This window comes from Corallococcus macrosporus DSM 14697, from assembly GCF_002305895.1.
Classification (GTDB): domain Bacteria; phylum Myxococcota; class Myxococcia; order Myxococcales; family Myxococcaceae; genus Myxococcus; species Myxococcus macrosporus.
The window spans coordinates 8112061-8126033 of record NZ_CP022203.1 but is presented as its reverse complement, the minus strand read 5'-3'; the positions used below and the strand labels follow the sequence as shown (position 1 = coordinate 8126033).

The 13973-nt window shown below is 71.6% G+C and carries 13 protein-coding genes; 4 read left to right on the top strand and 9 right to left on the bottom strand.

Features of this window, described 5'->3' with window-relative positions; all coding sequences use genetic code 11:
- Positions 1 to 85: 85 nt before the first annotated feature.
- The 5 genes from MYMAC_RS32950 to MYMAC_RS32930 all read right to left on the bottom strand — a co-directional run bounded on the left by MYMAC_RS32950 (position 86) and on the right by MYMAC_RS32930 (position 3329).
- Positions 86 to 670, bottom strand: a complete 585-nt coding sequence (locus tag MYMAC_RS32950; RefSeq protein ID WP_095960936.1) for a MarR family winged helix-turn-helix transcriptional regulator — start codon at positions 668 to 670, stop codon at positions 86 to 88.
- A 151-nt stretch (positions 671 to 821) separates the two neighbouring features.
- Entirely contained in the window at positions 822 to 1454 is a 633-nt protein-coding gene (locus MYMAC_RS32945; RefSeq protein ID WP_095960935.1) for an EcsC family protein, read from the bottom strand.
- A gap of 3 nt (positions 1455 to 1457) precedes the next feature.
- The gene (locus MYMAC_RS32940; protein ID WP_013937529.1) at positions 1458 to 1901 is read right to left on the bottom strand and encodes a hypothetical protein; all 444 of its coding nucleotides are present in this window, start codon (positions 1899 to 1901) and stop codon (positions 1458 to 1460) included.
- A gap of 88 nt (positions 1902 to 1989) precedes the next feature.
- Complete coding sequence (panD, locus tag MYMAC_RS32935) at positions 1990 to 2382, bottom strand: aspartate 1-decarboxylase (RefSeq protein ID WP_013937530.1); 393 nt, start codon at positions 2380 to 2382, stop codon at positions 1990 to 1992.
- Between the two features lie 104 nt (positions 2383 to 2486).
- Positions 2487 to 3329, bottom strand: a complete 843-nt coding sequence (locus tag MYMAC_RS32930; protein ID WP_095960934.1) for an LEA/WHy family protein — start codon at positions 3327 to 3329, stop codon at positions 2487 to 2489.
- A gap of 61 nt (positions 3330 to 3390) precedes the next feature.
- Here MYMAC_RS32930 and MYMAC_RS32925 point away from each other — a divergent pair, with 61 nt between their 5' ends.
- The 4 genes from MYMAC_RS32925 (at position 3391) to MYMAC_RS32910 (ending at position 8047) form a co-directional block, all read left to right on the top strand.
- Positions 3391 to 4932: an alpha/beta hydrolase gene (locus MYMAC_RS32925; RefSeq protein ID WP_239989165.1), complete on the top strand. Its 1542-nt coding sequence runs from the start codon at positions 3391 to 3393 to the stop codon at positions 4930 to 4932.
- A 13-nt stretch (positions 4933 to 4945) separates the two neighbouring features.
- Complete coding sequence (locus MYMAC_RS32920; protein WP_095960932.1) at positions 4946 to 5683, top strand: ABC transporter ATP-binding protein; 738 nt, start codon at positions 4946 to 4948, stop codon at positions 5681 to 5683.
- Positions 5680 to 6852, top strand: coding sequence for an ABC transporter permease (locus tag MYMAC_RS32915; RefSeq protein WP_013937534.1), 1173 nt, complete (start codon positions 5680 to 5682; stop codon positions 6850 to 6852). Before MYMAC_RS32920 ends, MYMAC_RS32915 begins: the two co-directional genes overlap by 4 nt.
- A gap of 127 nt (positions 6853 to 6979) precedes the next feature.
- Positions 6980 to 8047, top strand: coding sequence for a DUF2804 domain-containing protein (locus MYMAC_RS32910; protein ID WP_095960931.1), 1068 nt, complete (start codon positions 6980 to 6982; stop codon positions 8045 to 8047).
- Between the two features lie 10 nt (positions 8048 to 8057).
- On the opposite strand, the gene MYMAC_RS32905 is transcribed toward MYMAC_RS32910, so the two are convergent.
- The 4 genes from MYMAC_RS32905 to MYMAC_RS32890 form a co-directional block, all read right to left on the bottom strand.
- Positions 8058 to 9161, bottom strand: a complete 1104-nt coding sequence (locus MYMAC_RS32905) for a hypothetical protein (RefSeq protein ID WP_239989164.1) — start codon at positions 9159 to 9161, stop codon at positions 8058 to 8060.
- 174 nt (positions 9162 to 9335) lie between these two features.
- Positions 9336 to 10700, bottom strand: a complete 1365-nt coding sequence (locus tag MYMAC_RS32900) for a DUF6986 family protein (protein ID WP_239989163.1) — start codon at positions 10698 to 10700, stop codon at positions 9336 to 9338.
- Positions 10697 to 13249 (bottom strand): M1 family metallopeptidase, encoded by a 2553-nt coding sequence (locus tag MYMAC_RS32895; RefSeq protein WP_095960929.1) that lies wholly within the window; start codon positions 13247 to 13249, stop codon positions 10697 to 10699. Before MYMAC_RS32895 ends, MYMAC_RS32900 begins: the two co-directional genes overlap by 4 nt.
- 13 nt (positions 13250 to 13262) lie before the next feature.
- Positions 13263 to 13841: a hypothetical protein gene (locus MYMAC_RS32890; protein ID WP_013937539.1), complete on the bottom strand. Its 579-nt coding sequence runs from the start codon at positions 13839 to 13841 to the stop codon at positions 13263 to 13265.
- Positions 13842 to 13973 lie beyond the last annotated feature (132 nt).

The following is a 13973-nucleotide window of genomic DNA, read 5'->3' as shown; positions in this document are numbered from 1 at the left end:
CGGTGCCGGGACGCTCAGGACTGCCCTGCTTGGGGCATGGAGCGGGCGTAGCTCAGGCCAAGCCCGCTCACGGTGGGAGCGTGGCTCACGCCGCGCTGGCCGTGATGTCCATCATCCCCGCGCGAGTGCGCCTCGGCGCCGCGGTGGGTTCCAACTCCTCGGCCACCGGGGCGTCCGTCTCGCCCTCTTCGGCGGCAACGTCCGCCGCGCGGTTCTTCCCGCCCAGCGCCTCCACCCAGCCCTCGAGCAGGTCCATCAGCGCGCTGCGCTGCTCCCCCTCCAGCGGCATCAGCAGCCGGGCCATGCGCTCCTGGACCACGGAGTCCGCCTGCTCCGCCATGGCGCGCCCCTGCTCCGTGAGCCGCACGCGCACGCGGCGGCGATCATGCCGCACGGAGCGCTCGCGCTGGACGAGCTGCGCGGACTCCAGCCGGTCCAACAGCCGGCTCAGCCGGGGCGGGGCGATGCCGCCCAGCCGCTCCGCGAGGATGTTCACGGGAAGGAGGCTCTCCGCCTTCAGCCACCAGATGGCCTGGACCTCCATGTGGTCCAGCTCCGTATGCGGCAGGGCGCCCAGGGGACTGCCCAGCGCACCGCAGCGTGCTACGTCGATGAGCAGATTCCTCAGCCGCGCCACCTGAACCCGCACTTCCGCTGAGAGCTCGGACATCCTGGTCGCCTCCGTCTCTCGGACGTCATCGTCCCTCCGGCCCGGGGGAATGGATGACCGCCCGTTTTCAAGGGGGCAAAGGCCCCGCCTGGGCCATCAACGACCCGGCGTGGAGCGCATATCGGACCCTTGGAACGAAAAGCGCGGAGGCTCAGGCGCCGCTGGCCTTCTTGCGCTGGGCCTTCGCCTTGGCGTGGGCCTTGTCGAAGCCCTCGTAGAAGCGCACGGCCTGCTCACCCACCATCTGGATGTGCTGGTTGTTGAAGTAGGCCGTGACGGGCGCGGCCACCAGCGGCATGGCCCGCCCCAGCGTGTGCATGCCGCCCTTCTCCAGCAGCATGGCGGCCAGCTTCCCCAGCACCTTGGGCCCCGCGCGAGGCAGCGGGCCCAGGCCGTTGGCGTAGCCGAACAAATCCAGCATCTCCCCGCGCGCCCGCTCCGTCTTGAGGTTCACCTTGTAGAGCGTGGCCACGTCCGTGAGCAGGAGGATTTGCAGGTACGCCATGAACAGCAGGTCCGCCGGCAACGCCACCAGGCCGAACACGCCGCTCACCCCGCCCACCATGCTGGCGAGGTTCTTCTTCTCGTCCACGATGCGCTGGGCCAGCTCCCGCGGCGACGCCTGCGGGTAGCGCTTCTCCAGCGTGGCGATGCGCACGCGCGAGCGCGCCACCTCCTGCAGGACGATGTCCGACAGCCGGGCCGAGCCGAGCTTCTTCAGCTCCGCCGGCGTCATCTTCTTCATGAAGGCCAGCCGCTCGGCCACGCTGTCGTAGATGCCCATGCCCTAATAACCCCGCTCGGACAGGTAGAGGTCCACCAGCGCGCCTTCCTCGTACCAGGCGTGCCGCATCTCCACGTTGAACCAGCGTGAATCCGGCTTCGGCCCGCGCACCTCCAGCTTCACCCGGTTGGGGGAGGTGTCGATGATGGCCGCGCGCGCCTTGCACGCATAGCCGGGCTCCTCGCCATAGCCGCCTTCCAAGCAGACCTCGTCGCCCACCGACAGCCGGCGGGTGTACTCGGTGGCCAGGTACAGGGCGTCGTCGCACGAGCCGCGCGCGGAGGACTCGCCCAGGGCTTCACAGCGGTTCTGGGCGGGGGCGTGCACGACGGGGATGACCCCGTAGAGCGGGTCATCGTTGTTCGGATCCGGACGGAAGGCGCCCGTCCCCGTACACCCTGTCAGCACCAGCGAGAGCGCGCCCGCGCTCACCCACGACCGCCTCATCGTATCGACTCCTGCGGGGCCCATGACCCCACCCTTTAAGAAAGGGAGGAGCATGGCAAAAGGCGGTCGATGGGCAAAGCGGGAGGGCTCAGGCCGTGCGGCGCTGAGGGCCCGGAATCTCCTTCGTCTGTCCGGGGACCACGCGGTTGTCCTTGTCCACGAACACCACGGTGGGCTTCCAACTCGCCACCTCGGCCTCCTCCACCTCCGCGAAGGTGGCGAGGATGACCAGGTCGCCCGGCTTGTTCAGGTGCGCCGCCGCGCCGTTGATGCAGATGACGCCGCTGCCGGCCTCACCCTCCAGCGCGTAGGTCTCCAGGCGCGTGCCCTGGGTGATGTTCCAGACCGCGACCTTCTCGTTCTCCACGATGTCCGCGGCGCGGAGCAGGTCGCGATCAATGGTGACGGACCCTTCGTAATCCAGGTCAGCCTGGGTGACGGTCGCGCGGTGGATTTTCGACTTGAAGAGGATGCGGCGCATGTGTGTCTGGACCTTGGAAAGCGGCAAGGACGCCCCACCGTAACGTCTGGGGCGCCCTGGGACAACCCTGTGTTCAGCGCCCCTGCCCGCAGTGCAGGCAGGCGTCACTTAACGAAATTGAGGAGCTGATTGAGACTCAGGGGAACGCTCTGGGATTCCGAGGTGAGCTTGCCGTCCAGGCGGACCTGCGCATTGCCGCCCGAGCGCAGGGCCAGGGCCGCGTTCGCCGCGCGGGCGAAGTTGATGGTGAGCGGCAGGGTGACCTGCTTCGTCCCGCTGCCGTCCAGCTTGCCCAGGTTTCCGGTGGACAGCGTGCCCACATCCGCGCCCGCCACCTTCAGCGCGCCGGTGATGCCGGACACGGGCAGCGGGAAGCTGTTGCGGTTGGTGATGGAGAGCGGGAACTCCACGGTGGCGCCGGACAGGGTGATGTTCTTGATGCGCGGCGCTTGGAAGGACACCTGCGGAATCTTGGGGACCTCGAAGGAGCCCTCCTTCTCCAGCGGGAAGCTCAGCACGCCAATGGGCGTCTTCACGCCCACGGTGCCCTGCGCCTTGAACGCGGCCTTGTCCTTCTTGAGGAAGGTCTCCAGCACCGGGACGATGTCCGCGAACTTCACGTTGGCGGGGAAGATGAGCTCGCTCTTGCCGTTGGCCTTGAGCGCCAGCCCCTGGCGCGGCTTGCCGGCCACCACCTGCTTGCCCTCCACGAAGAAGGCGTAGTCCACGTTGGCCAGGTTCAACCCGAAGCCGTTGGGGTTGTTCAGCTCGTAGACCAGGTTGACGGTGGCGTCGGACAGCGACGCGTCCGCGAGCCGGGCCGTCTTGAAGGAGAGGGTGGGCTTCTTGAAGGCCCCCTTCAGCATGTTCTGGAGGGCGGCGCAGCCACTGAGGGTGGTGAGTCCCAGGACGGCCAGGACGAGGAGGGCACGTTTCATGGTGGGCATGGGCGTATCACCGGACGCCCCTCCCCGGCGCGGGATTCAATGCAGCGCTTCCGGAGGTGGTATGTGGGGAGCCTCCCGTATCCCGTTGGAGGCGCCCGTGTCCGGGGTTCGTGCACACATCTCCGCTCATCTTCCTCCCTGGCGCGCGCTGCTGGCCCTGGGGCTGCTGGCCGCGGCGTCGGTCTCCTGTTCGAAGGGCGGGCAGGACCCGGCCGAGCGGCGGACGCTGTCGCTGAAGCCCTGCCGGCTGGAGGGCCTGGCCACGCAGGCCCAGTGCGGGACCTACGAGGTCTTCGAGGACCGGGCGGCTCGCACGGGCCGCAAGCTTCCCCTGCGCGTGGTGGTGGTGCCGGCGCTGGCGGCGCAGCCGCAGCCTGACCCGCTGGTGCTGCTGGCGGGTGGGCCCGGCCAGGCGGCGTCGCGCGCGACGCAGGTGTTGATGGCGGTGGAGCGCATCCGCCGCAAGCGGGACATCGTGTTGGTGGACCAGCGGGGCACGGGGGATTCGAACCCGCTGGATTGCAAGCCGGACTCGCCGGACGACAAGCTGTCCGCGCAGTTGGATGAAGGCAAGGCGGTGGAGGAGCTGCGCAGGTGCCACGAGGGCTGGGCCGCGGACGTGCGCCACTACACCACGCCCAACGCCATGGATGACCTGGACGAGGTCCGCGAGGCGCTGGGCTACGAGAAGCTCAACCTCTGGGGCGTGTCCTACGGCACGCGCGCGGCGCTGGTGTACATGCGGCGGCACCCGGAGCGCGTGCGGACCGCCATCCTGGACGGCGTGGCGCCCATGGGGCTGTACCTGCCGCTGTACGCGCCTCGCGACGCGCAGCAGGCGCTGGACCGGCTGCTGGCCAACTGCGAGGCGGACGCGGCGTGCGCCAAGGCCTACCCGGACCTGCGGGCCCGCACGGAGGCGCTGCTGACGTCGCTGGAGGCCGCGCCCGCGCGCGCCAAGGTGGCGCACCCGCGCACCGGCGTGGTGGAGGAGGTCGCCTTCTCGCGCCGCACCTTCATGTCGCAGCTCTTCGCGCAGCTCTACAACCCGGAGATGTCCTCGCTGGTGCCGCTGATGCTGGACCGGGCCACGCGGGGAGACTGGTCTCCCTTCGTCGCGCTCAGCGTGGGCCTGACGGAGAACCTGGGCCGCACGGTGAGCCAGGGCCTCTACTTCGCCGTCGTCTGCGCGGAGGACGCGCCCTTCTTCGACGAGGCGGCGGTGGTGCGCGAGGCGCGGGGCACCTGGTTCGGCTCGGCCATGGGCCGCGAGGTGCTCTCCATCTGCTCGGAGTGGCCGAAGGCGGCGCTGCCCCCGGGCTACCGCGAGCCGGTGACGTCGTCGGTGCCCACGCTGCTGCTGTCGGGCGAGCTGGACCCGGTGACGCCTCCCGCGTGGGCGGAGGAGGCGAAGCGCACGCTCTCCAACAGCCTGCACGTGGTGGTGCCCGGCACGGGCCACAACACGGTGGGCGCGGACTGCGCGCGCACGCTGATGCACGACGTGCTGACGCAGGGGAGCGTGGAGGGGCTGTCGTCCACGTGCGGCGACAAGCTCACGCGGCCTCCCTTCTTCACCTCCTTCGCCGGCCCGGTGCCCTGAGGAAACGCGCGACATGATTGAAGCCAGGAACCTGCACAAGCGCTTCGGCAAGAAGGTGACGGCGGTGGAGGACGTGTCCTTCACGGCGGAGGACGGCGTCATCACCGGCCTGCTGGGGCCCAACGGCGCCGGCAAGACGACGACGATGCGCATGCTCTACACGCTGGTGCGCCCGGACCGGGGCACCGCGCTGGTGGACGGCGTGGACGTGGTGCAGCGGCCCGAGGAGGCCCGGCGGGCGCTGGGCGTGCTGCCGGACGCGCGCGGCCTCTACCCGCGCCTCACCGCCCGCGAGCACGCGCGCTACTACGGCGAGCTGCACGGCCTGTCCGGCGCCGCGCTGGACCAGCGCGTGGACGAGCTGCTGGACCTGCTGGACATGCGGGACATCGCGGACCGCCGCACGGAGGGCTTCAGCCAGGGGCAGCGCGTGAAGGTGGCCATGGCGCGCGCGCTGGTGCACGGACCTCGGAACGTGCTGCTGGACGAGCCCACCAACGGGCTGGACGTCATGAGCACCCGCGCGGTGCGCACCCTGCTGCGGCGCTTGAAGGACGAGGGCCGCTGCGTGGTGTTCTCCAGCCACGTCATGCAGGAGGTGGCGGCGCTGTGTGACCGCATCGTGGTGGTGGCGCACGGGCGGGTGGTGGCGGACGGCACGCCGGACGCGCTGCGCGCGAGCACCGGCAAGGACAGCCTGGAGGAGGCCTTCGTGGCCACCATCGGCACGGACCAGGGGTTGATGCAATGAGCGGGTTGTCCTTCTCCGTCTTCCGCAAGGAGCTGAAGGACCACCTGCGCGACCGGCGCTCGGTGCTCACGTCGCTGGCGTGGCCGCTGATTGGCCCCGTCGTGTTCATGGTGATGTTCAACATGCTGGCCTCCTGGTACCGCCAGGACCGGCCGCTGGCGCTGCCGGTGGTGGGGCGGGAGCACGCCCCCAGCCTGATGGCCTTCCTGGAGCGCTACGGGGCGCAGTTGGAGGAGGCGCCGGAGGACTACGAGGCGCGCATCCGGGCGGGCTCGCTGGACGCGGTGCTGGTGGTGCCGGACGACTACGCCGAAGCGTATTCGGCCGGGCGCACCGCCGAGGTGCAGCTCGTGGTGGACAGCTCGCGCCAGTCCGCGCGCCAGTCGGTGCTGCGCGCGCGGCGGCTCCTGGAGGCGTACGCGCACCTCCTGGGCAACCAGCGCCTCTACGCGCGCGGCGTGTCTCCGGACCTGGCCATCCCCGTGAGGGTGCAGGAGGCGGACCTGTCCACGCCGGAGCGCACCGCGGCGGGTCTGCTCAACATGGTGCCGCTCTTCCTGGTCATCGCGGCCTTCGCGGGCGGCATGCAGGTGGCCAGCGACGCCATGGCGGGTGAGCGCGAGCGCGGCTCGCTGGAGCCCCTGCTGCTCAACCCGGCGCCCCGGAGCGCGGTGGTGACGGGCAAGTGGCTGGCCACCGTGGTGATGGCCGTCGCGGCGGTGGTGATTACGCTGGTGGGCTACCTGCTGGTGGTGCGGCGCGTGCCGCTGGAGGACCTGGGCGTGAAGGCCCGCTTCGACGCGCCCGCCGCCCTGGGCATGGCCGCCGCGGTGCTGCCGCTGGCCCTGGCCGTGTCGGCCGTGCAGCTCTGGGTGTCCACCTATGCACGCTCCTTCAAGGAGGCGCAGACGTACCTGTCGCTCCTGATGGTGGTGCCCATGATGCCGGGCATGGTGCTGGCGCTGTCGCCGCTCCAGCCGAAGCTGTGGATGTTCGCGGTGCCGGTGCTGGGCCAGGAGGTGCTGGCGGGCGAGGTGATGCGCGGCGAGCCGATGGGGGCGTTGCCCTACCTCATCGCCGCCGCGTCGAGCCTCGTCGTCACGGTGCTGTCGCTGGCGGTCACCAGCCGTCTGTTGACCCAGGAGCGCATCGTCTTCGGCCGGGGCTGACGGGCTCCCTGGCGCGCGGCTGTTGCGTTACGCTCCGCACAACCTCCCAGGTGTCACTGTCGGCGGGTGGCACCTGGACGGTGGCCTGACATGACAGCCACGCGCCTTTGCCTTCCAATGGGGCCAGATGAAGCCAGAGCGAGACGCCTTGTTCCCCCCCGCGCCAGCCTCCGTGGCCACCTCCGGGGGGGAGCCCCGATTCGGTACCTACCAGGGTGAGCTGCCCGAGGTGGACCTGCCGCGCCTGCAGGGGCAGTGGGCCCCGGGCCGCGCCACGCGCTTGCTGAAGCGCAAGCGCTGGCACTACACCTTCGCCGCCACGCCGGAGGTCGCGGCGCTCTTCGCGGTGGTGGACCTGGGCTACACGTCGAGCGCCTTCGCGGTGGCGCTGGATTTGCGCGAGCGCAAGCCGCTGTGTGACGTGAGCTTCCTCGGCGCGCCGGGGCCCATGGTGGAGCTGGGGGACAAGCCCGGTCAGGGCCTCAAGGCCTCCTTCCGCACGCTGGGCGGGCGGCTGTCGGTGCAGCGCGGCGAGGACGACGAGCGCTACCGCGTGGCGGTGGACGTCAGCCGGCTGCGCACCGGGAGCCTCCAGTCCTTCCAGTGGGAAGGCGACATGATGGTGGCCGGCGGGCCGCCCGCGCTCACCGTGGTGGCGCCGGTGGAGGGTGACGGGCTGGTGAACGTCACCATGAAGAGCAACGGCCTGCTCACCTTCGGCAGCCTGGAGGCGGGCGGCAAGCGCTTCCGGATGGACGGCGGCGTGGGCGGCATGGACTACACGCAGGGCTACCTGGCGCGGCACACCGCGTGGCGCTGGGCCTTCGCGGCGGGGCGGCTGGCGGACGGCACGCCGGTGGGCATCAACCTCGTGGAGGGCTTCAACGAGGGCAACACGGACGCCAATGAGAACGCGCTGTGGCTGGGGGACAAGCTGTACCCGCTGGCGCGCGCCCGCTTCGAGTACGACGCGAAGGACCTGATGGCGCCATGGCGGCTGGTGACGGTGGATGGCGCGGTGGACCTGCGCGTCCAGCCCTTCCATGTGCACCGCGAGGAGCGGAACCTGCGCCTGGTGGTGAGCCACTTCGCGCAGCCCGTGGGCCTCTTCAACGGCACGGTGCGCCTGGGCAGCCGGACGCTGGAGCTGAACGACGTCCCCGGCGTCACCGAGGACCAGGACATGCTGTGGTGAGGTGCCGCGCTCAGGGCGTCGGGACGGCGTGGACGAGCTCGGACGTGAGCCGGCCCTCCGGGAGGGTGCGCTCGGTCCACTCGAGGGCGCCGCTCGCATTGGCTCGGGCCTCCTCGATGATTGCCCCCGTGGTGAGGGTCAGGGCTCGCGGCCCGGCGGCGGGTGTCCGGCGCAGCACCACCTCCGTGGGCGCGGAGGACGACTCCGCCGGACGGTAGACGTCGAAGAGCACCTCGGACGCTTCGCCCGTGAGCAGCCCTTCGCGCACGCCGGTGCGGACCATCGCCTCGGTGGCGATTCCTGTCCGCGAGGTGAACGTTCCCTTCAGCGGCCGTGTGCCCTGCCGTCCCTCATAGCGGTACGTGATGAGGGGCGTCACACGCGGGGGCTTGGACGGCCGCTCTCGCCGGAGCGTCACCTGGAGCGTGAGCTGGCCGTTCTCCGCAAACGCATGGCGCTGCTCCAGCAGCTCGCCCTTGTCATCCGTCACGGTGGTGACGGTGCGGTCCTCCGCGCGTGGTCCATTCGAGGCCCCCGGCAGCAGCAGGCTCGTGGAGACCTCCGTGCGCTGCGCGCCGCCGTCCAGGCTCCGCCCGGTGCGCCAGTCGAAGCCCGCGAGCCGGCCCTCCAGCTTCAGCACCCGCAGCTCCGCCAGGGGCGCGGGCGCCCGGGGTTTGCCCGGCACCTGGAGCGTGGCGGCCAGGTCCGTGGTGATGCGCTGGAAGGTGCGCGCGTAGCCGGGCTGGTCATGCGCGCAGAGCAGGGGCAGCTCGGGGCTCGCGCGCACCATCAGCTTCAGCCGGCCCGCGCTCACGCTGTCACCGGACGTGGCCACTTCGTAATCCATGTCCACGAACATGACGGGCGCGCCCGCGACGACCTGGACGTCCGTGGGCGCGAGGCTCAGCACCGTGACGCCCTTGTGGCCCTGCGCCGCCTTCGCCACCGCGAGCACCGCGCCCGCCGCGTCGATGGGGCGCTCGTACACGAAGCAGCTCAACGGCGCCTCCGTGCCCAGGGGAAGCTCCAGCCGCGTGGAGCCTTCGTGCCGCGTCAGCCTGGGCGCCGCCGCTGCTTCGACCTCGGCCGTGAAGATGCCCTCCTTGGAGGTCACGCGCTGCCTGGGCAGCGGCGCCAGCTCACGCGCGAAGGGGCCAGCCGGCGCGGGTGGCTTCGCGGGGGCGGCGGTTGGGACACGGGCGGCTCCGGCCGGACCGTCGTCACGGACGGTCCGGCACAGGCGGAGCCCAGGCACAGCAGCAGAGCGAAGCGCCGCATGACGAAGGCCCTACCCGGCCGCCGCCCGGCCGCGGCGTGACGCCACGATGTCCCGGAAGGAGCGGCTGCGCAGCTCCTCCAGCGTGAGGCCCGCGGCCAGCACCTCGTCCTCGGTGAGCGCGCCGCAGCTCAGCCCGCGCAGGAAGAAGTTGAGCAGGCCCTGGCCGGTGGCCGCGTCGTCGAAGACGTCTCCCACCAGCGTGGCCTGCGCGGCCTTCTCCATGAAGGCCCGGAGCCTGCGCGAGGCCGCGTCCAGCCCCTCCAGGAAGAACGCGTACACCGCCGCGTAGCGCACGGGGAGCTGGGCGGGGTGCAAGTCCCAACCCTGGTACCAACCCCGCTCCAGCGAGTGGCGGATGTGCCGGTACGACAACTGCCAGACGCGGTGGATGGCCTCCAGGTTCTCCCGGCGCTCGGTGGGCAGCAGCGGCTCGTCCGGCTTCGCCTTGTGCGGCGGCACCGGCATGACGTTGGTGGCGCCGTCCGCCAGCCGGATGCCCGTGCCCGCGAGCGACACCTGCGCCAAGTCCCTGAGGAAGTCACAGGTGGGGTGCAGCATCGTCTGCGCGTGCGCGCTGACGCCCAGCGCGGCGGTGTAGTCGTAGATGCCCAGGTGGACGCTGGTGCAGCGGCCCGCGCTCGCGGCCACCAGCGTGGGCAGGTGCAGCCGGCCCTGCTGGTCGAAGAGGGACTGGGGCGTCTCCACCATCAGCTCGATGCCCACCGCGCCCGTTGACAGCCCGTGCCGCGTCTCCAGCACCTCCAGGACGCGGGCGAGCGCCGCCACCTGCTCCGGCAGCGACACCTTGGGCAGCGTGACGACGAAGCCGGGCGGCAGCTTCCCGCCCGTGCGCTCCAGCAGCGTGGTGAGGAACAGGTCCAACGTGCGCGTGGCGCGGTCGAACAGCTCCTCGGTGAAGGACTTCACCCGGACGCCGATGAAGGGCGGCAGCAGCTCCAGCGCAAGTCCGCGCGCCAGCTCCTCCGCCGCGGACACAGCGTGCCCATCCTCCTCCGCGTCGGAGCGGTGCCCGTAGCCGTCCTCGAAGTCGATGCGCAAGTCCTCCACCGGCTCGCGCTCCAGCTTGGCCACCACGCGCGCGTAGACGCGCTGGGCGAAGCGGCCGCGCTGGGGCAGCCCCAGGCCGTGGGCCAGCACGGGCGCGTCCGGCGCGTACTCCTTGAGCGTGTTCAGCGCGATGCCGCCCAGCTTCCGGGCCGTCTCCGCCCGGAAGAGGTGCGCGCCGCCGTACACCACGTGCACCGGCTGCCGCTGGGTGGAGTCGCCCGGGTAGGCGCGCTCCAACCCCGCGTTGGCCTGGCGCAGGGCCTCCCGGACTCCCGAGAGGCTCGCCTCCGTCAGCGTCGTCTTCACGGCTGGCGCTTCAGCCACGCGGAGACCTCGGACGTGCAGCGCTCACGCAGCGCCACGTCCTGCGACAGCCGCTCCAGCGTCTGCGCCGTGGCCTGCTGCGCCTCCGGGATGGGGTGCGCCTTCAGCAGGGCCTGCATCTGCTCCAGGTGCTCGCGCGTGCGCAGCAGGCCCATGGCCTCCACGATGCGGCGCAGCAGCATGGGCGCGCCGCCGGTGCGGGCCACCACGTCCTTCCACTGCGTGCGCATCTGCGCCCACCACGCGTCGCGGCCCACGCGGTTGCCCAGCAGGCCCGCGACGAAGCTGGACACGTCCTGCGTCTTCACCGTGTCCGTGTAGAGCAGCCCCCGCGCGCGCTCGGTGAGCTCCGGCGCCTCGAAGGCGGTGAGGGCCAGCAGGTAGCGGCGCTGGGTGGCGGGGTCGGGCTCGGACGGAATCTTCTGGAGGATGGTGTCGAAGAGCGCCGCGTCGCCCGCGCGCGCCACCATGCCCACCGCGGCGTCCAGCAGGTTGGGCTCCAGCGCGTCCCGCTCGCCCTGGAGCATGCGCCCCACGCGGGGCCGGGCCTCGGCGAGCGCGTCCTGGCCGCGCGCGATGCCGCCCACCGCGCGCACCAGCGACGCGCGCCGCAGCCGCACCCGGTCCGCCTCGCCTTGCACCGGCTGCCAGCCCAGCTTCTTCAGCCCGGGGCCCAGCAGCTCCTCAATCCAGGCGCGGAAGCGCACCTGGTCCTCGCCGTCCGTCAGGCGGCTCTCGATGTAGGCCAGCCGGCCCACCAGCTCGTCCAGGACGGAGTCGTCCTCCTCGTCGCCGAAGCGGCCCGCCAGGTCCAGCAGGTCCGCCACCGACGCCTCCCCCGCACGCACCAGCGCCCACTGGTCCGCCAGCAGGGAGATGCGCTCGGAGGGCGCCAGCGCCTTCAGGTTCGCCGCCAGCTTCTCCATGCCCGGCTTGTCGTAGGCCACCCGGTAGAAGCCGGTGGAGCCCGCGTTGGCCGTCAGCCACTTCACCTCGCCCTCACCCTCCAGCTTCACCGTGGCCTGCGCGTCGCGCAGCAGCACGCGCTGCTCGCGCGCGCCGGTGGCGTCCTCGTAGCGCAGCACCACCGGCACCGGCCACGTCTCACCGCTCCGCACGCCGGGCTCGGTGTAGAAGCGCCGCTGCGACAGCGACAGGCCGCGCCCGTCCAGCTTCGCCGTCACCAGCGGGAAGCCGCTCTGGCCCACCCACGCCGTGGCCAGCTCCTCCACCGGCTGCCCGGCGGCCTCGCCCAGCGCGTTCCACAAGTCCTCCTTCACCGCGTTGGCGCGCGCGTGCTTGCGCATGTACTGGCGGATGCCCTCGCGGAAGGGGCCCTCCCCGAGGAAGCCTTCAATCATCCGCAGCACCGCGCCGCCCTTCTCGTACGTAATCGCGTCGAAGCTCTCTCCGGCCTCGCCCGCGTTGCGCACCTCACCGTGGATGGGGTGCGTGGACTTGAGCGCGTCCAGGTGCAGCGCGCTGGCGCGGTGCGCGTCGAAGTCCAGCCACATGCGCCACTCGGGGCGCCACTGGTCAACAATCTTGAAGGCCATCCACGTGGCGAAGGCCTCGTTGAGCCACAGGTCGTCCCACCACACCATGGTGACCCAGTTGCCGAACCACTGGTGCGCCAGCTCGTGCGTCACCACCTCCGCCACGCGCTTCTTCACCGACAGCGGCGCGGTGGCCGGGTCCAGCAGCAGCGCCACCTCGCGGTAGGTAATCAGGCCGGCGTTCTCCATGGCGCCCGCCTCGAAGTCGGGGATGCCCACCTGGTCCACCTTGGTGAAGGCATACGGCAGCCCGAAGTAGTCCTGGAGCCTGGGCAGCACGGCCAGCGCCGCGTCCTGGCCGAAGCGCGTCAGGTGCGCCTTCTCCGGCAGCGCCCAGGTCCGCACCGGCACGCCCTGCACGTCCTGCGCGTCCGTGCCCACCAGCGGGCCCACCACCAGGGCGATGAGGTAGCTGCTGAGCACCTCCGTCTCCTGGAACGTCACCGCGCGCAGGGGGCCCTCCTGCGTCTCCTTCACCACCGGGCCGTTGCCCAGCACGGTGAGGCCCCGCGGCACGCGCACGGTGAGGGCCCAGCGCGCCTTGAAGGCGGGCTCGTCGAAGCAGGGGAAGAGGCGGCGCGCGTCGGCGGCCTCGAACTGGGTGGCCGCCACCTTGCCCGCCTGGTACAGGCCGCGCAGCCCCTCGGTGAAGCGCCCCGTCCACGTGACGTCCAGCGACGCGGCGCCCGCGGGCAGCGCTTCATCGAAGCGGAGCACCACCGTCTCGCTCACCGCCACGGGCTGGATGGAGGCCGGCTTGCGGGACTGGCCCCCGGCGCGGAACGTCACGTCGCTCAGCGCCAGCGCGATGCCGTGCAGGATGAGCTCGTTCGACGGCGCCGACACGTCCAGGTCGATGGTCTGCTGCCCGGAGAAGGACTTCGCGTCCAGGTCCAGGGTCAGAGTGGCCGCGTAGCGGCGGGGACGGATGGAGGTCGGCAGGCGGAAGTTCTTGTCTTCGGTCGGGTGCGCCATAGGGATGCGGAATCTAGCCTCGGCGCCGCCGCCTGCCTGGACTTATGTCAGGGGTGTCCTCCGCCACACCCTTGCCGGCCCTGGAACGCCGTGGCCGGGCCGGGCGGGGCACGAGCTGGTGGAAGAGGCTGGCTTCCCGCTGGAAGAAGCCCTCCGTGTGGAAGGAGGCGGGCAGCTCCAGCACCAGGAAGTCCAGGTGGTGCCCCAGCTCGTGCAGCAGGGTGCGCAGGAAGGTGCGGAAGGCCACCACCCGCGCGTGCTTCGCCGTCCGCATCCAGAGCTGGATGTGGGGGCGGCGGCCCCGCTCCAGGGTGTACATGCCGTGCAGCTCGCCCGTCGTCGAGGACGGGCGGACCTCCAGCACCTCCAGCCGGGGTGGGAACACGTCCAGCCGCTCGCAGAGGGCGTCGCTCAGCCGGGCGGTGGCGCGCTCGGTGTCCGCCTGGCGGCCCGTCGCCAGGGCCTCGCGCAGCGCGGACACCAGGGGCTCCAGCGTCCGGGGCTCGCGGAGCCGGAGCGCGCTCACCGAGTCACTCATCCGGTAGACGCGCTGCTGGGCGGGGGTGAGGGTGTCGTAGTAGGCGAAGGGCAAGGGCGAATCCGTCCAGCCGGAAGCTTCCCACCCGTGCCCGCCACTGGCTACAGGCCGCCGGCCTCCGGCGCGCCGCCCGGCCCGGGGGAGGGCTGGGTGAGCGCGCGCGGCCCATGACAGGCCAGGCCGTGT